The organism is Streptosporangium sp. NPDC050284 (assembly GCF_044459525.1).
Lineage (GTDB): Bacteria > Actinomycetota > Actinomycetes > Streptosporangiales > Streptosporangiaceae > Streptosporangium.
The window spans coordinates 186,315-203,494 of the sequence record NZ_JBITIZ010000006.1 but is presented as its reverse complement, the minus strand read 5'-3'; the positions used below and the strand labels follow the sequence as shown (position 1 = coordinate 203,494).

Below are 17,180 nucleotides of genomic sequence, written 5' to 3'. Positions count from 1 at the left end.
GGCCACGTGAGCGAGCAGGACGAGCACGGCACTCCCGGCACCGGGGGCGAAGGAGGGCCGAGCCGCGGGCGAGGACGTCCGGGCGGTTTGGCCGGCACCGACGTGGAAGCGGAGGCGGTCGTCGTCTCAGTGGCCGCGGTCGTCGTCGAGGACGTCGGCGGCCTGGACGACGATCTTGGGGTCGGGGACGCCGACGACCTCGTGGTCCTTGTTCTCGTACTCGAACAGGCTCAGCAGGTGGCGCATCGCCTCGATCCTGGCCCGCTTCTTGTCATTGCTCTTGATTACCGTCCACGGAGCCTCCTCCGTGTCGGTGTTGACGAACATGTCCTCCTTGGCGGCGGTGTAGTCCTCCCACTTGTCGAGCGACTCCAGGTCCATCGGCGACAGCTTCCACTGCCGCACCGGGTCGACCTGGCGGATCACGAACCGGGTGCGCTGCTCGGAGCGCGAGACCGAGAACCAGAACTTCACCAGGTGGATGCCGTCGCGGACGAGCATCCTCTCGAACTCCGGAGCCTGTTCCAGGAACTCCAGATACTCCTCGGGGGTGCAGAAGCGCATCACCCGCTCGACCCCGGCGCGGTTGTACCAGGAACGGTCGAAGAAGATCATCTCCCCGGCGGCGGGCAGGTGGGAGATGTAGCGCTGGAAGTACCACTGGGTGCTCTCGCGCTCGCTCGGCTTCTCCAGCGCCACCACGTTCGCGCCCCGGGGGTTGAGGTGCTCCATGAACCGCTTGATCGTGCCGCCCTTGCCCGCGGCGTCACGCCCCTCGAAGAGGACGACCAGACGCCCCCCGGTGTCCTTGATCCAGTACTGGAGCTTGAGCAGCTCGATCTGGAGCAGCCGCTTGATCCGGTCGTACTCCGCCCGCTCCATCCGCCTGTCGTAGGGATACTTCTCCCGCCAGGTGTCGACCGGGCTGCCGTCCTGGCGGACCAGGACGGGGTCGTCGTCGTCATCGTCGTCGACCCGCAGGTCCGCCAGCTCGTCGAGCAGGTCGCTGCGCTCCAGGGCCGCGTGAATGTTCACCACGGGAAACTGGCCGTCCGGCAGCTCCCCGCCAACCAACTCTGCCATCGGTCCCTTCCCTCGGGCGGACGTGGGGCCCGCCTCCGCCCTGTCCCTACCTCGGCACGGGCGGGATACTCCTTCCCGAACCACCCCCTTCTCCCTTCTTCCTGCCGCACGTGCCGCGCCGGCGCGGGGTGGGGCGGGACCATCCCTGGTCCGGCGCGGCCGGTGATCACCCGCCGCGATCGGGTCGCGTGCGGAAGCAGGGCTAGGAGCGGGCCGAGGAGACCCAGGAGGCGTGCAGGTCGGCGTAGACACCGGGCTCGCGTACCAGCTCGGCGTGCGGGCCACGCTGCACGATCCGGCCCCTGTCGAAGACGAACACCTCGTCCGCCGCCTCGGCGGTGGAGAGCCGGTGGGCGATGGAGACGGCGGTGCGGCCCCGCGTGGCGCCCTCCAGGGCGCGGGCCAGCCGCACCTCCGTCGCCGGGTCCACCGCGGAGGTGGCCTCGTCGAGCAGCAGCAGGTCGGGGTCGGCCAGGTAGGCGCGGGCGAGCGCGACGAGCTGGCGTTCGCCCGCCGACAGCGACTCGCCGCGCTGGCCGACCCTGGTCGACAGGCCCGCGGGCAGCCCCTCCAGCCAGTCGGCGAGCCCCAGCTCGGTCATGGCGAGCCGGATCTCCTCCTCGGTCGCCGAGGGGCGGCCGAAACCGATGTTCTCCCCCAGGGTGCCGTCGAACAGGAACCCGTCCTGCGGCACCATCACGATGCGGCTGCGCAGCGAGGAGAAGCGGACGTCGCGCAGGTCGTGGCCGTCGATCGTGATCCGCCCGGAGACCGGGTCCATCAGGCGGGTGAGCAGCTTGGCGAAGGTCGTCTTGCCGGAGCCGGTCTCCCCCACCACCGCGATCCGCGAGCGCGGCGGGATCCGCGCCGAGACCTCGTGCAGCACCGGCGCCCCTCCGGGATAGGAGAATCCCACGTCCTCGAAGGAGACCGAGATGGGACCGCGCGGCAGCTCGACACCGTCCTGGCCCGGGTCCGCGACGTCGGCGGGGGTGTCGAGCACGCCGAGGATGCGCCGCCATCCGGCCACGGCGTTCTGCGCCTCGTTGAGCACCTCGGTGGCGACCTGCATCGGCGAGACGAACAGCGTGATGAGGAACAGGAAGGCGACCAGGCGCCCCTCGGTGATGTCGCCCGCCAGCCCGAGCCGCACGCCGACCAGCACCACCGCGGCCAGCGCGATGGCGGCGACGATCTCGGTCAGCGGGAACACGGTCGCGACGATCCGCTGGGTGCGGGCCTGCGCCGCCTTGTTGGCGTCGATCGCGATGTCGAGCCGCTCCGCCGTACGGGCCTCCGAGCCGTGGGCCCTGATCACGGCCGCGCCCACGACCGACTCGCTCACGGCCGAGAGCATGTCGCCGGTGCGCTCGCGAACCCGCGTGTAGGCGCCCGAGAGCCAGCGCTGGAAGCGCGGCAGGACGACCATGAGCGGCAGGAAGCACAGCCACACCACCAGGGCGAGCTGCCAGGAGTAGACGAACATCAGCCCGGTGGCGACCAGGAGCTGCCCCAGGGCGATGATGATCATCAAGCCGCCCCACTGCATGAACACGCTGATCTGGTCGACGTCGCCGGTGACCCGCGAGACGAGGGCGCCGCGGCGCTCGGTGTTCTGGGTGAGCACCGACAGATCGTGCACGTGCCGGAAGCCGCGCACCCTGAGCGTGGCGAGAGAGGACTCGGTCGCCTTGTAGAGGCGGACGTTCATCAGGTACGCGCACAGCGCGGTGAACGCCACGGCGGCGGCACACAGCAGGACGGCGGTGCGGATGTAGGCCACATCCGGACCCCCTCCCCCGAGCCCTCTGTCGATGGTCTGCTGGACGGCGATCGGCACGATGATCTTGCCGGCCGTGGCGACCACGGCGAGCGCGAGCGTCCCGGCCATCCCCTTGCGGAACTCCGGCGTGAGCGACAGGCCATGCCTGACGGTGGCCAGCCCCGAGCGCTCGACCCCCTGGAACGAGCTCACCGGCACCGTCCTCCCAGCGGGCCCCGGCCCCGCTCGCCCCGCGTCGGCCCGGCGGGACGCTCCCTGAGCCGGTAGTGCTTCCTCACGCGCTGACCTCTTCCTCTCGCTCGGCGTCGAGCGCCTCCCGCTCGGCGCCCTGACGTTCGTAGGCGGTGACCAGATTGCGGTAGCCCTCGCAGCGGGCGAGCAGCTCCACGTGGCCGCCCCGGTCGACGACCCTGCCGTGGTCGAGGTAGACGACCTCGTCGGCCAGGGCGATGGTGGCCATCCGGTAGGCGATGACGACCACGGTGGAGACCTGGGACGCGTCCCGCAGCCCGTACAGGATCCTCGCCTCGACCTGCGGGTCGACGCTGGAGGTGGCGTCGTCGAGCACGAGCAGCCGCGGGCGGCGCACCAGCGCGCGGGCCAGGGCTATCCGCTGGCGCTGGCCGCCCGACAGGCTGGTGCCGCGCTCGCCGACCCGGGTGTCCAGCCCCGAGGGCAGCGCGCTGACGAACCCCTCGGCCTGCGCCAGGCGCAGCGCCGCCCAGACGTCCTCGTCGCCGACCTCCAGGCCGAGGGTGACGTTGCCGCGCACGGTGTCGTCGAACAGGAACGTCTGCTGCGGCACCAGCGCCACCGCGTCGCTCACCCCGTTCCTGGCGACGTCGCGCAGATCCGTGCCGTCCACGAGCACGACGCCCTCCCCCGGGTCGACCAGGCGGACGAGGGTCTGGGCGAGCGTCGACTTGCCGGAGCCGGTGGGGCCGACCAGGGCGACGGTGCGGCCGGAGGCGACCTCCAGGCTCACGTCGCGCAGGACGGGGAACTCCCCGTCGCCGTAGGCGTAGCCGAGGCCGCGGACCTCCAGCCTGGCGGGTTCCGTACCGGGCAGCTCGACGGCGCCGTGCTCCATGGAACCGGTGGCCTCAAGCACGGCCTGGATCCGCTCGTAGCCGACGACGGCCCGGGGCAGCTCGGCGAGCACCCACCCCAGCGCGCGGATCGGAAAGGCCAGCAGGGTGAACAGGTAGGCGACCTGGACAAGCACCCCGGAGCCGATCGCGCCGCTCTCCAGCCTCATCGCGCCGATCAGCAGCACGGCGAGCACGCCGAGGGTGGGCAGCGCCTCAAGCAGCGGGTCGAACAGGCCGCGAACCCGGCCCACGGCGATGTTGGCGTCGCGCAGCTCCTCGGCCTTGGCCAGGAACCTCGCGGTCTCCTCGTCCTCGCGGCCGAGGGTCTTGACGACCAGGGCGCCGTCGAAGCTCTCGTGGGCGATCTCGCTGACCTCGGCGCGCAGCTGCTGTGCGCGGGTGGCGAGCGGGTTCAGTCTGCGCTGGTAGATCAGGTTGAGTACGGCGATCGCGGGAAAGACCAGGAAACCGACGAGGGCGAGGATCGGATCGGTGATCACCATGGCGACGGCGGCGGTGACCAGCATCACGACCACGCCGACCGCCATCGGCAGCGGGGCGAGCGGCGCCCAGGCGGCCTCCACATCGGACCCGGCGTTGGACAGCAGCTGCCCGGTCGGGTGCCTGTGGTGCCAGGCCAGAGGGAGCCTCAGATACTGGCGGGTGACGTCCCGGCGGGAGCGGGCCTGCATCCGATACTGCATGACCCCGGCGAAATACCGCCGTCCCGCCACGCCCAGCGCCTTGATCAGGGACGCCCCCATGATGAGGAGCGCGCCGATGGCGAGGGTGCCCGTCGTGATCTGCCCGTTCCTGAAGGCGGGGAGCACGACGTGGTCGGTGGCCCAGCCCAGCGCCCAGGCCGAGGCGACGGTCATCACGCCGTACAGGGCACTGGACAGCACCGCGGCGGAGAATATCGGCTTCTCCGCCCGAACGGCCACCCCCAGGACCCCGAGTCCCTTACGCATGACTGCGGTGGTCATCTTGCTCGCCACGCGGGGGATGTCCTTTCGACGGGGGAACGTTGCTACCTAAGTCCCTATCACTGTGGATCAAGCGGTTATTCCCGAACCACCTTCGGCAATGTCACGCCCACCCCTCCGATCGCCCGCCCAACGACGTTGTCAGGACCACATATGCACTACGCCCGCACCGAACGAGCCGCGCTCAGCGACCTGTTCACCCGGCTCGGCCCGGACGCTCCCACCCTCTGTGAGGGCTGGACCACCTTCGACCTCGCCGCCCACCTCGTCGTCCGAGAACGCCGCCCCGACGCCGCCGGAGGCATCCTCCTCAAACCGCTGGCCGGGCACACCGCCAGGGTGCAGGAGTCCATGAAGACCAGGAAGGGGTACGCGGGCCTCGTCGACCTCGTACGCTCCGGCCCCTCGGGGGCCTACCGTCTGCCCGGTCTGGACGAGGCGGCCAACACGGCGGAGTTCTTCGTCCACCACGAGGACGTACGGCGGGCACAGCGGGTCTGGGAGCCTCGGGAGCTGCCCGCCGAGCTGGAGGAGCGGTTCTGGAAGCAGATCCACCGCGGAGCCCGGCTGTTCCTGCGGCGCGCCCCCGTCCAAGTCGTCCTGCACCGCGTCGGCGGCGGCACGGCCGTCGGCGGCGCCAAGGAGGGTCCTCAGGTAGAGGTGACGGGCACGGCCGGGGAGCTGCTGCTGTTCTGCTTCGGGCGCCAGTCCCACGCCAAGGTGACCGTGAACGGTGACGACGAGGCCGTGGCCAGGCTGATGGACGCCTCCCTGGGCGTCTGAGGGAAACGTGGAGCCGATCACCGGGGCGGCGACGGCAAAGACGCCCGCCGGGATCGGCGTACGAGCGGCGCCGATCTAGCCCTACCGGTATACCTGGCAGTGAAGATTGGACAGGAGCGCCTCGCGACCCCACGATGGCGAGTGTGACCTATGCCAAACTCCCGACCAGACCACGGTTTGTTTCCGCGGGACGGGTATGATCATCGAAAATCCGGGAGCCACCCGGGCCGCAGATGCCAATGATCGATAAAATTCGGGTATATACGGCTGGGATTGGAACTGCCAGGAGGCCCCCATGCAGGTAAAGAAGATCCTCACCTACCTCGCGGTAGCTTTCGTGGTCTTCTATCTGTTCACCAAGCCCGCCGAGGCGGCGAGCGCGGTCAACGGAGTCTTCGACGGGATCATCAGGGGAGCAGACCAATTGGCTCTGTTCTTCACCCGCGTGCTCACCTAACCACCCGGCGGGTCCCCTCCCGCCCCTAACCGCGTCACCCGCGTTCCCGTCTGATCCACAGGGGAGCGCACACCCCCCGCCTCGCGAGTCATGCCGTCGGCCCCGCCGATCACGGAAACGTATCGCGACGGTCGCCGGAAACCGCCCGCCCCCACGAACGGCCACGAGGTCCCCCTCGCACCCCGCCGCCCGAAGCCGCGCGGCCCCACCGTACAGAGTGGTACGGAACCAGGGTGGTACCCGTACGGCGAACGTCCTGACCCGATCATGGGTGATCACGGAAGACATCACGGCACTTCCTTGATGACCTTTCCTGCACCCTGGTGGGAAGTCCGTTTCTCGTACGGGGGATCGTTTCATGCACGGCAGGCAGAGGTTCCCCGGGCTCGGGGCGATCATCGCGGGAGCCGTCACGTGCGGCGTGCTGGCGACCCCGGGAGTCGCCTTCGCGACCCCGACACCGGACCCCATGCCGACACCGGCGCCCCCCTCCCCCCAGATCACCGTCCGGGCCCCTGCCATCGACGGATCCGGCCACCCCGCCGCGGAAGCTCCAATCGGCGCAAAAGCCCCGGAAAGCCCGGGAGGCATAGAGGCGTCGGAGAGCTCAGGGGGCACGAAAGGTCCCTCCTCCCTCTCGGCCCACCCCCTCCTCGGCCACTTCGGCGCCGCCGTCGACCGGCCGCTGACGGGAAGGATCACGCTGGCCAACCCGACCGGCGAGACGCTCTCCTTCAAGGTGACCAGCCCCACCCTGCTTCCCGCCGGAATCACGCTCGACGCCGACGGCCTGCTCGGCGGCACCTCCCGGATACCGGGCACCTGGACGGTCCCGGTCGAGGCCTGCGTCCCCTCCGGCGGGTGCACCACCGGCACCGTGACGATCGCCATCACCTGCCGATGCGCCGACTCGCCCCTCTCCCCGTCGAGCTCCCCCTGCTCCGACAACGGCACGGCCGACGTACTCACCACGTAACCGCAGCCCGCACCTCCCCCAAGGGCGTGTCCCGCAGGAGGCATAGGAGATCACCAGGCGATGACCGGCCCTCACACGCTCGGCGCCGCAGCCCTTCGCGCCATCGAACGCGCCGACACCGAGGGCGTCGAACTCATCCGCTTCCTGTACGCCGACCACGGCGGCGTGATCAGGGGCAAGGCCACCTCCCACCTCCGGCTCGCCGAGCGGCTCCACACCGGCATCGGCCACACCGTGGGGATGATGGCGATGAACATGCTCGACGAACTCCAGGACGTCGCGGGTCTCGGCCCCGTCGGGGAGGTCCGCCTCGTCCCCGACCCGGCCACGTTCGTCCACCTGCCCTACGCTCCCGGCGCCGCGGCCATGCTGACCGACCTGCGCGAGGTCGACGGCTCCCCCTGGCCCGTCTGCCCGCGCACCTTCCTGCGTGAGGCGGTCGTAGCCCTGGCCGCCGAGGGCCACACCCTCGTCGCCGCCTACGAACCCGAGTTCACCCTCGGCCATCGCGAACCCGACCCCGAGGGCGGCCTGGACCGCCTCATCCCCGCCGACGACAGCCTGTGCTACTCCACCGTCGGCTTCAACCAGCTCCACGACTACACGATGGCCCTGGTCCGCGCCCTGGAAAGGCAGGGGCTGCGTCCCGAGCACTACCATCCCGAACTCGGCCACGGCCAGCACGAACTGTCGATCCATCACACCCCCGCCCTCCATACCGCCGACAACCACGTGATCTACCGCGAGACGGTGAGGGGCGTCGCCACCCGCATGTCGATGTGGGCCTCCCTCGCCCCCAAACCCCTCGCCGACCAGCCGGGCAACGGCGCCCACCTCCACCTCTCCCTCTGGGACACCGCGCTCCGTGCCAACACCTTCGCCGACCCCTCCGACCGCTACGGCATGTCGGCCACGGCCTATCACTTCATCGGCGGCCTGATCACCCACCTCCCGGCGCTCACCGCCCTCACCTGCGGCTCGGTGAACAGCTTCCGGCGCCTGACACCGAGATCGTGGTCGAGCGCGTACGCCTGCTACGGCATGGACAACCGCGAGGCGGCGGTGCGGATCTGCTCCCCCACGGGCCGCGACACCTCGGCGTCCGCCAACCTGGAGCTCAAGCCCTCCGACTCCTCGGCCAACCCCTACCTGTCGCTGGGCGCCGTCATCCACGCCGGCCTGGACGGCATCCGCCGCGGCCTCGACCCCGGCGACCCCGTCAACGTCGACCCCGCGACCCTCCCCCCCGGACGCGTCCCCCGCCTCCCCGCCTCCCTGGACGAGGCCCTGGACGCCCTGGAGGCCGACGACCTCCTCATGAACGCCCTCGGCCCCCTGCGCGCCTCCGCCTACCTGGCCGTCAAGCGCTCAGAGGCCAGAACCTTCGCCGCCCACGACGCCACCTACGAACTGTTCCACCACTTCCGCGTCTTCTGACCCCCAGGATCGCCGCACATCCCGCCCGGCAACCCCTTGAACCCCATCCCCACTACGGGGCGGCCGGGCAACCTTCCGTGCCGATCGTCAGCAACACCGGCTCCGGCAACGTGAACGGCTTAACGACCATGTCATCTCCTGCGGACGTCGGGAAATTCACCTCCAGCTGGATGGCGTACTTCGCCCCACCTGGTAACCCCCGCGCTCAAAACACCGCACCACCCCACTGAACTACGGAAATGCCAACCTCACACCTCCGGCATCCCCTTTCATCACACGACTATCGCTCTACGTAATCAGTCGAATACCATTCGCTCACGTTCGATTCAAGGAGAGCCCATGCCAGACGAGGGATACCGCAGCCTGCTCGACTGCCGTCGCCGCAGCAGGGCGCTGCGCGCCTGCTCGTTCACCTTCGACCAGATCGCCTACATCCTGGCCCTCGATCACGACGTCAACCCCCTGCGCCCGTACCGCTACGCACCTGGAATCTCTCCCACGTGACGGGCCGGGAACAAGAATCCCCAGCAGAAAGACCGCCGAACCCATATGAGCAGCCCGACCAGAACCACACATCAGCCACGCTATGGGAGGCACAGGAACCTCGATACCGTGGCAGGTATGACCGTCCCGCATGGCCACGAACCCCACGGAACACTGCCGTGGACTCCGCGTTACTGGAACGCGGACGAGTTCATGAACCATGACTTCGGCGACGTCGGCCGCCGCTTCGAACTTGAGGACGGCTGCATCGTGATGACCCCCGCGCCCTCCATACGGCACCAGCGCATCGCCCGCCGCCTCATCAACGCCATCGAGGCGTGCCTTCTGGATCTTGATCTGGACCTGGACGTGGAGGGACCGGTCAACTACCGCCTCAACTCCGACACCGTGTTCGCCCCCGACATCGCCGTCTTCCAACGCGGCACCGACAGCGACCTCTACGTGGAACCCCACGAGATCGAGATCCTCGCGGAGGTCACGTCCACCAACTCCAACCGCGACCGCCTCACCAAGATGAACCGGTACGCCCGGACCAAGTGCGAGTGGTACTGGATCATCGACCAGAACACCCTGGTCATCGACGTCTACCAGCTCGACGGCGACCTCTACAGGCAGGTGGCCGCCCTGGCCCCCGGTACCGCCGCCACCCTGCCCGGCCCCGTCCCCCTGACGATCGCCCCCGGAACCCTCGCACCCATGCCACCCCGGCCCGGCTCAAACTTGAGCACATAGCCACCGATCACCCTCACCGGGATCACGTACCGCCAGACCCGTGCGCACCGACCTCCCGTACGCCAAGGAGCACGGCCCTGCGCTCCTTTCCGCAGCGGCGCTTCAGCTACGGCGATCCCCCAGGAAACCTCCTCGTACGAAGGCTTCAGCGCGGGAAAGCACCCTGGGCGGCCGGAAACGGAGCGACTACGGCCCGCACCCCGTACGACGGAGCCGCCGTGCGCGGAGGCGGGCCGGTGTTCCGGGCGGCTTATAAAAAAGCGCAACCCCGCGCGCCCGAGCAGGCCGGAGGCCTGAAGAACCAGACCCTCACCACGACGGCCGCCCGGAGCACCGGCCCGCCGCAGCGCGAACCCCGCTCCGGAACACCGACACAGGTCGGACGTAAACGGTCCTTCCCCAGCCGCACCGGCGCTGGCGATCACGGAGTCGAACTCCAGCACAGCGGCGAACACAGGAAGCCCCGACGTGCGGAAACCACACCGTAGGACACGCTCAACCAGGAAGCACACTCAACCGCGAAACAGGCAACACACGCCCAACCGCGAAGCACCGCAGGACCCGCCCCCCAAGGATCACCCCTTCGCGGTGAAGACGATCTCCACTCTCCGGTTCTTCGCCCGGTTCTCCTCCAACGCCCGCCCCCGGACGACGTTGGGCACCCGGGGCCGCCTCTCGCCGAAGCCCTCGACCCGGAAGGTCGCGCCCGTCAGTGTCCCCTGGAGTGCCTGCCGCACAGCCTGCGCCCGCCTGAGCGAGAGCGCGGCGTTGTAGGCGTCGTCGCCCTGGTCGTCGGTGTGTCCCTCGATCCCGACCGTCCCGCCCGCGGAGTCGGCCCGGACCTTCGCGGCGACCTGCCCCAGCCGCTGCCGCGCCCTCGAAGTCAGCACGGCCTTGTCGAGCGCGAACAGCACGTCGCTGGTGAGCGCCACGGTGACCTTCTCGCCCTGTCGCGACTCGCTCTCGGCGCCGTCGAGGGACTCCACCTCGGCGACGACGTCCTCGACGACCGCGACGACGTCCTCCACCTCGGCCACGGCGTCGTCGCCCGGATCCGCCCACGCGGCCGGTACGAGGCCCGTGACCAGGGCCAGCCCGAGTACCAGGATCGTGAGGCGCTCAGGAGATCGGGACATCGGTGAACACACCCAGCACCTTGAGGTCCACATTGATCTTCGTGACATCCGGCGGCGGGGCGGCGAACGTGGCGTGCAGGGGCAGCACCTCGCCGGCCTCGGTGAACACGTCGTAATCGGAGCACAGGCACTTGGCCCGGGGATACTTCCCGGTGCGCGCGACGACGTACCGCTTGCCGTTGACCGGGTCGATCAGGCTGATCCCGGCCACGGTCAGGCCGAGGCCGCCCGGGGTGTCGCCCATGCCGCTGGTCATCTGCCACCGGTCGTCGCTGTTGTTGGTGACCCTCCAGGTCAGCGTGGACAGCCGGCCCTGACGCTTGAGACCGGTGATCTCCACGGTCAGGTCCGCGCCGCCCGTCTTGACCTCCCTGCGGGCGATCACCCTCTCCTGCTCCGCGGGCGCGGGCTCACCGGGATCACCGGTCGCCGTGGCCTCCGTGACATCCGTGGCGTCCGCCGTACTCGTCGCCCGCCCCTCCTGCGAGTCCTGCGAGACCCGCGACTCCTGCGAGACCGGCTGCCTCTCCTCGCCACCGCCCCCCTGCTGCCCAGGAAGCATCCCGCAGCCGCTCAGCATCGCGGCCACCACCGCCACGACCGCCACCGGCGTGGTCCCTCTTCGCATCCCGTACCGCCTCCGCCCGTTGTGGATCACATCGAGCCCGACCGTAGGAGATCCGCCTTCAGAAACCGCATAGCGCGCTATACGCGCAGGCCACGGCGCCGCGACACCTCACGGGCGAGCTCTTCGGCCTCGGCGAGGCCGTCCCTGTCGCCGAGAGCGTCAAACTCTCCCACAGCATCTGATACAGCACCAACTGCCCCATCCACCTCATCAAGATCTAAAAGCGCCGCCGCCAGAGTGAGCAGCGCCCGCCCGGCACCCCGGCGGTCCCCGTACTCGCGGAACGTCCCCAGCGCCTCCTCCGCGCCCCCGCGGGCGATGTCGGGCCGCCCCTCCGCCAGGGCCACCCTCGCCAGGAGCACCAGTCCTGCGGCCTCGGGGAGCCGGTCCCCCAGACGCCTGACCAGACCGAGGCCGCGTTCGGCCCGCTCGCGCGCCTCGGCCACGCGCCGCCGTTCCAGATGAAGCCCCGCGAGGTCGAGCGAGACGGCCGCCTCGCCGCGCGGATCACCCAGCTCCCGGTAGACGGCGAGACTCTCGCGCAGCAGGTCCTCTGCCTGCCGCGCCCCGCCGAGGGCACGCAGCGCATCGGCCCTGCCGCGCCGATCCCCCGCCGCCGAGAACGCGGCCAGGCAGGCGACGAAGCAGGCCTCCGCCTCCGGACGTCGCCCCTGGGCGAGACGTACCAGACCGAGCCGGTGGCGGGTACGGGCCACCTCGTGCGCCTCGGCGAGCGGAAGCGCCCGCCCGAGGGCGTCGGCCGCCTCCTCCAGACGGCCCTCCGTACGGCGAAGGTCGGCCAGGGATCGCAGCAGCAGCGCCTCACCGTGGCGGTGGCCCGTGCGCCGGGCGGCCCACAGGCCGAGTGCCACGACCGTGTTCCAGTCCTCGCGGTACGCGCCCAGCTCGAAGAACGGGGTCAGGTAGAAGGCGAGCCGCCAGGTCGCCTCGTCCAGGCCGGCCCGCTGGAGGTCGGCGACGGCCGCGACCAGGAACCCACGCTCGGCGGCCAGCCAGCGGGCCGACTCCCGCAACCGCGCGGTGTCCAGGTCCGCGGCCTGCTCCGCCGTACGGGCGACGGTCTGGCCGGACCCCGGCTCCGCGGGCAGCAGCAGCGCCCTGGCCCGCCGGGCGCGGTCAAGGATCTCCCCCGCGGCCGCGGCGAGGACCCGGGCGGGCGGCCCCTCCTCGGCCTCCAGGCGCTCGGCGGCATAGAGCCTGGTCAGGTCGTGGCAGTCGTACCTCTCCTGACCGCTCGCGTCGAGCCCGCGCGAGCGCAGCAGACCCGCCTCGGCCAGTGCCTCCAGCAGCCGCTCGGCGGGCGCCCCGAGGACGGCGGTCGCCGCCCACGGGGCGACGTGGGGCGCGGACAGCGCGCCGAGACGGCGCAGCAGCAGGCGTTCGCGATCCGAGAGCGCACGGTAGCCGAACGCCAGGCTGCCGCGTACGGCCAGATCTCCCGCGCTGAGTTCGTCGAGGCGGCCACGCTCGTCCTCAAGGCGTCCCGCCAGGTGCTCCAGCGTCCAGCCCGGCCGCCGCGCGAGCCTGGCCCCGGCGATCCTGAGCGCCAGCGGCAATCCGCCGCACAACACCGCGATCCGCGCGGCCGCCCGCGGCTCGGCCCGCACCCGTCCTTCCCCCACCACCCTCGCGAGCATCTCCACGGACTCGCCGGTGTCGAACACGCCGAGTTCGAAGGCTCGCGCCGCCTCCAGGCCGGACAGCGGCGAGCGGCTGGTCACCAGCGTGAGGCAACCGGGCCCCGCGGGCAGCAGCGGGCGCACCTGAGCGGCGTCGGCCGCGTCGTCCAGCACCACCAGCAGCCGCCGCCCGCTCACCAGGCTGCGGTACAGGCGCGTCCGCTCGGCCAGGTGAGCGGGCACCGCACCCTCCGGGCAGCCGAGTGAGCGCAGCAGGTCCTCCAGCACCGCGCCCGGCGTCCTGGCCCCGAGCGAGGCGTACAACCGTCCGCCGGGAAAGTCGAGCCCGCCGGCCACGTGGACCGCCACCGCGGACTTGCCCGCCCCCGCGGGACCGTGCAGCACCAGATGGACGGGCGCGCCTCCCTCGGCGGGCACGGACCGGCGGATCCAGTCCAGGACGCGCTGGCGCCCGGTGAAGTCGGCGATGTCCGGCGGCGTCTCGTTCGGCACGACCCGCACGGGGACACCCGCCGACTCGTTCGGCACAATCCACACGGAGGCATCTCCCGCCGACTCGCCAGGCACGATCCGCGCGAGGGCGTCCCCCCTCAGCACGCGCTCGTGCGCCCGGTTCAGCTCGGGACCCGGCTCAAGGCCGAGCTCGCCGACGAGCAGCCGCCGCGCCTCCCGGTAGGCGCTCAGCGCCTCCGACCTGCGCCCCGCCTGGCCGAGCGCGAGTACGAGCTGTGCCCACGCCCGCTCCCGCAGGGGGTACGAGGTCACGAGCGCGCGCAGCTCCCCCGTCACCTCCGCGCCACGGCCGAGCGCCACGTCCAGCTCGACGCGCTCTTCGAGCGCGGTGAGCCGCAGTTCCTCCAGCGGTACGGCGTACGCCCGCCGCAGTTCGGCGGAGTCGATGTCGGCCAGCGCGGGTCCCCGCCACAGGGCCAGCGCGGCACGCAGCTCGCCGGCCGCCTCCGCGGTCCTGCCCGCGTCCCTGGCCCGCCGGCCCGCGACCACCAGGCGCTCGAACCTGTGCGCGTCCACCCGATCGGGATCGACGTCGAGGAGGTAGCCGCCGGGCACGGTGCGGATCCCGTCGATCAGCTTGCGCAGCGCGCTCACGTACACCCGCAGCACCGGTTCCGCCGAGGCGGGCGGCTCCTGTCCCCACACCTCGGCGATCAGCCGCCCGACGGTCAGCGTCCGTCCGGGCCTCAGCAGCAGGGCGGCCAGGAGCGCGCGGTGCTTTGCGGGGCCGGGCGTCAGGTCACGCTCGCCCTCGACGACCCGCAGTGCTCCCAGCACCCCGAACCGCACGCTCACCCCTCCGCCGGGCGTACCTCGAACGAGCGGAACCCGACCTGGACGGGCGTGGCCGCGTCCGGCGCCGCGTGGACGCCGACGGCTCCAGGACCATAGGGATCCTGGGTGTCCTCGGTCTCCCCCACCGGCTCCTCGTTGAGCCACATGCCGAGGACGACCCGATCGCCCTGCTGCGCGCATCGGGCGACGACCCGGTTGTCGGCGGCTTTCCTCATCCGTACGGGTCCGTGCAGGACGACGCCCCGCCCGTCGTGCCGCTTGGTGATCGAGGCCTCGCCCGAAGCGGTGACCGTGAACTCGTAACGGTCTCCGGTATCGGCGTCGCCACGGCACCACACGCCGAACTCCCCCGCCCCCTCCCGCAGCCGCATCCTGGAGCTGACCACGACACCCCCGGCGGAACCCTCGGAGAAGGGGGCGGACTTCCACAGCCGCCATCCGGGATTGGCGGTCAGCAGGTAGACCCCGCCGTCCAGCTCGGTCCTGCCGCCGTCGGACGCGCCGACGGCCCACGACTCGGCGAAATCGGCACGGTACGGCGACGTGAGCGCGCCTGAACCGGCATACAGGATCACCCCGCTCACCAGGACCGCCACGAGCACGGCGACACCCGCCGCCCAGGGCCACCGCCGTCTTCTCGCGACCGTGACACCGGACCGTACGGGCTCTCCGACCACAGGCGGTTCCCCGATCAAAACCGGTTCCCCCACCGCAGCCTGTTCCCCGGGCAGCCCCGATCCCCCGACCACGACCGGTCCCCCCTGCGCACCCGACCCCCCGGCCACGGGCGGTTCCCCGGACGCGACCGATCCCCCCGACACGTCCGGCCTCCCGACCGCCCCCGGCCCTGCGGACACCGCCGACCCCTCCCGCAGACCCGCCCTCCCGGGCGCGCCCGGCCCTCCGCCGCCCGCCCAGGCGCGCTCGACGACCTGACTCGCCGTCGCCGGGGTCGGCCGGCCGCCGACCAGCTCGTCCAGCAGCCGCTGGGCGCTCGGCCGCCGCGCGGGGTCCTTCGCCATCGCCCCCTCGACGACGGCGCGCACACTCTCGTCGAGGCCTTCGAGGTTCGGCCCGTCGTTGACGATCCGGTAGAGGACCTCGGACGGCGAGCCGCCGCCGAACGGCAACCGCCCCGTACCGGCGAACGCGATCACCCCGCCCCACGCGTACACGTCGGCCGCCGGCGTGAGCGGCTCGCCGCGCACCTGCTCGGGGGCCATGAACGCGGGGGTTCCCAGGATCGCCTGGCTGGTCAGGCTCTCGGTGTCGACGAGCTGCGCGATACCGAAGTCGATCACGCGCGGGCCGAGGGGCGAGAGCAGCACGTTAGACGGTTTCAGATCGCGGTGGATCACCCCGGCCCCGTGGATCGCGTGGAGGGCGGTGGCGATCCCGACCGCGAGCGCCTCCAGGTTGGCGCCGGTGAGCGGTCCCTGCTCGCGTACGGCCTGCGCCAGGTCGGGTCCCCTGACGTACTCGGTGACGAGGTAGGCGACGCCGTCCTCGACCCCTGCGTCGAGCACCGGGGCGGTGCAGAACCTCGCCACCCTGCGCGCCGCCGCCACCTCGCGGTCGAAGCGCCGCCGGAAGGCGGGGTCGCGGGCCAGGTGCGGATGGATCACCTTCACCGCGGCCAGGCTCCCCGCCGGGGTCGCGGCGAGGTGCACCACGCCCATGCCACCCCGGCCCAGCTCACGTCTGAGCGCGTAGCCGCCGATCATGTTCACCGGAGTCACCCTATGCCGTCAAATTCACGCACACCGGCATTTTGTACACCAAAGAACTCGGCTACCGGCTACCTTCTGCGAGCCACGGCGAACCGGAACGATGTCAGCGGACCGGATGCCCCGCCACCCTCAGCGTGTCCTTGACATCGCCGATCTTGAGCTGCCCGAAGTGGAACACCGACGCCGCCAGCACCGCGTCCGCCCCCGCCTCGACCGCGGGCGGGAAGTCCTCGACGGCACCGGCCCCGCCGCTCGCGATGATCGGAACCGACACCTCGGCCCGTACGGCCCGGATCAGCTCCAGGTCGTAGCCGTGACGCGTGCCGTCACCGTCCATGGAGTTGAGCAGGATCTCCCCCACCCCGAGCTCCTCGCCCCGCCGGGCCCACTCCACCGCGTCGATGCCGGTGCCCCGGCGTCCGCCGTGCGTGGTCACCTCGAAACCGGACGGCGTCGGCGGGCCGTCGACGATCCTGCGGGCGTCCACCGACAGCACGATGCACTGCGCCCCGTAACGCTGCGACGCCTCGGTCAGCAGCTCGGGCCGGGCGAGGGCAGCCGTGTTCAAGCTCACCTTGTCGGCGCCGGCCCGCAGCAGCCTGTCGACGTCCTCGACCGCGCGCACCCCCCCGCCCACGGTGAGCGGGATGAACACCTGCTCGGCCGTCCGGCTGACCACGTCGTACATCGTCGACCGGTCGGAACTGGAGGCCGTGATGTCCAGGAACGTCAGCTCGTCGGCCCCCTCCGCGTCGTAGCGGCGGGCCAGCTCGACCGGGTCGCCCGCGTCGCGGAGGTTCTCGAAGTTGACGCCCTTGACCACCCGCCCGGCGTCCACGTCCAGGCAGGGGATCACTCGTACCGCGACAGTCATCGCGTTCCTTT

General features: G+C 71.3%; 14 protein-coding genes. 6 read left to right on the top strand and 8 right to left on the bottom strand.

Annotated elements, in window-relative coordinates; translation table 11 throughout:
* Positions 1-126: 126 nt before the first annotated feature.
* The 3 genes from ppk2 to ACIBH4_RS16560 all read right to left on the bottom strand — a co-directional run bounded on the left by ppk2 (position 127) and on the right by ACIBH4_RS16560 (position 4,943).
* On the bottom strand, positions 127-1,083 hold the full coding sequence (ppk2, locus tag ACIBH4_RS16570; protein WP_362506820.1) for a polyphosphate kinase 2: 957 nt from the start codon (positions 1,081-1,083) through the stop codon (positions 127-129).
* Positions 1,084-1,285: 202 nt separating this feature from the next.
* Positions 1,286-3,058 carry an ABC transporter ATP-binding protein gene (locus tag ACIBH4_RS16565; RefSeq protein WP_362506823.1) on the bottom strand — a complete coding sequence of 591 codons (1,773 nt, stop codon included), beginning with the start codon at positions 3,056-3,058 and terminating at the stop codon, positions 1,286-1,288.
* Between the two features lie 82 nt (positions 3,059-3,140).
* Positions 3,141-4,943, bottom strand: a complete 1,803-nt coding sequence (locus tag ACIBH4_RS16560) for an ABC transporter ATP-binding protein (RefSeq protein ID WP_362769155.1) — start codon at positions 4,941-4,943, stop codon at positions 3,141-3,143.
* 153 nt (positions 4,944-5,096) lie between these two features.
* Here ACIBH4_RS16560 and ACIBH4_RS16555 point away from each other — a divergent pair, with 153 nt between their 5' ends.
* From ACIBH4_RS16555 to ACIBH4_RS16530, 6 genes are all read left to right on the top strand, one after another.
* Positions 5,097-5,726, top strand: coding sequence for a TIGR03085 family metal-binding protein (locus ACIBH4_RS16555; RefSeq protein ID WP_362506826.1), 630 nt, complete (start codon positions 5,097-5,099; stop codon positions 5,724-5,726).
* A gap of 295 nt (positions 5,727-6,021) precedes the next feature.
* Positions 6,022-6,183 carry a hypothetical protein gene (locus tag ACIBH4_RS16550; RefSeq protein WP_344744406.1) on the top strand — a complete coding sequence of 54 codons (162 nt, stop codon included), beginning with the start codon at positions 6,022-6,024 and terminating at the stop codon, positions 6,181-6,183.
* Positions 6,184-6,541: 358 nt separating this feature from the next.
* Entirely contained in the window at positions 6,542-7,159 is a 618-nt protein-coding gene (locus ACIBH4_RS16545; protein ID WP_362769133.1) for a putative Ig domain-containing protein, read from the top strand.
* A 60-nt stretch (positions 7,160-7,219) separates the two neighbouring features.
* On the top strand, positions 7,220-8,596 hold the full coding sequence (locus ACIBH4_RS16540) for a glutamine synthetase family protein (RefSeq protein ID WP_362769130.1): 1,377 nt from the start codon (positions 7,220-7,222) through the stop codon (positions 8,594-8,596).
* A 339-nt stretch (positions 8,597-8,935) separates the two neighbouring features.
* Positions 8,936-9,100: a hypothetical protein gene (locus tag ACIBH4_RS16535; RefSeq protein WP_362506836.1), complete on the top strand. Its 165-nt coding sequence runs from the start codon at positions 8,936-8,938 to the stop codon at positions 9,098-9,100.
* Positions 9,101-9,217: 117 nt separating this feature from the next.
* Entirely contained in the window at positions 9,218-9,832 is a 615-nt protein-coding gene (locus ACIBH4_RS16530) for a Uma2 family endonuclease (RefSeq protein ID WP_362769127.1), read from the top strand.
* Positions 9,833-10,407: 575 nt separating this feature from the next.
* On the opposite strand, the gene ACIBH4_RS16525 is transcribed toward ACIBH4_RS16530, so the two are convergent.
* The 5 genes from ACIBH4_RS16525 to hisF form a co-directional block, all read right to left on the bottom strand.
* A complete protein-coding gene (locus ACIBH4_RS16525; RefSeq protein ID WP_362769125.1) occupies positions 10,408-10,968 on the bottom strand; it encodes an OmpA family protein in 561 nt (186 codons plus the stop codon).
* Positions 10,952-11,596 (bottom strand): hypothetical protein, encoded by a 645-nt coding sequence (locus ACIBH4_RS16520; protein ID WP_362769123.1) that lies wholly within the window; start codon positions 11,594-11,596, stop codon positions 10,952-10,954. Before ACIBH4_RS16520 ends, ACIBH4_RS16525 begins: the two co-directional genes overlap by 17 nt.
* 77 nt (positions 11,597-11,673) lie before the next feature.
* Positions 11,674-14,565 (bottom strand): BTAD domain-containing putative transcriptional regulator, encoded by a 2,892-nt coding sequence (locus ACIBH4_RS16515; RefSeq protein WP_362769121.1) that lies wholly within the window; start codon positions 14,563-14,565, stop codon positions 11,674-11,676.
* A complete protein-coding gene (locus tag ACIBH4_RS16510; protein ID WP_362769152.1) occupies positions 14,562-16,289 on the bottom strand; it encodes a serine/threonine-protein kinase in 1,728 nt (575 codons plus the stop codon). The genes ACIBH4_RS16515 and ACIBH4_RS16510 overlap by 4 nt, the downstream gene beginning before the upstream one ends.
* Positions 16,290-16,398: 109 nt before the next feature.
* Positions 16,399-17,169 (bottom strand): imidazole glycerol phosphate synthase subunit HisF, encoded by a 771-nt coding sequence (hisF, locus tag ACIBH4_RS16505; protein WP_362506851.1) that lies wholly within the window; start codon positions 17,167-17,169, stop codon positions 16,399-16,401.
* Between the last annotated feature and the right edge of the window lie 11 nt (positions 17,170-17,180).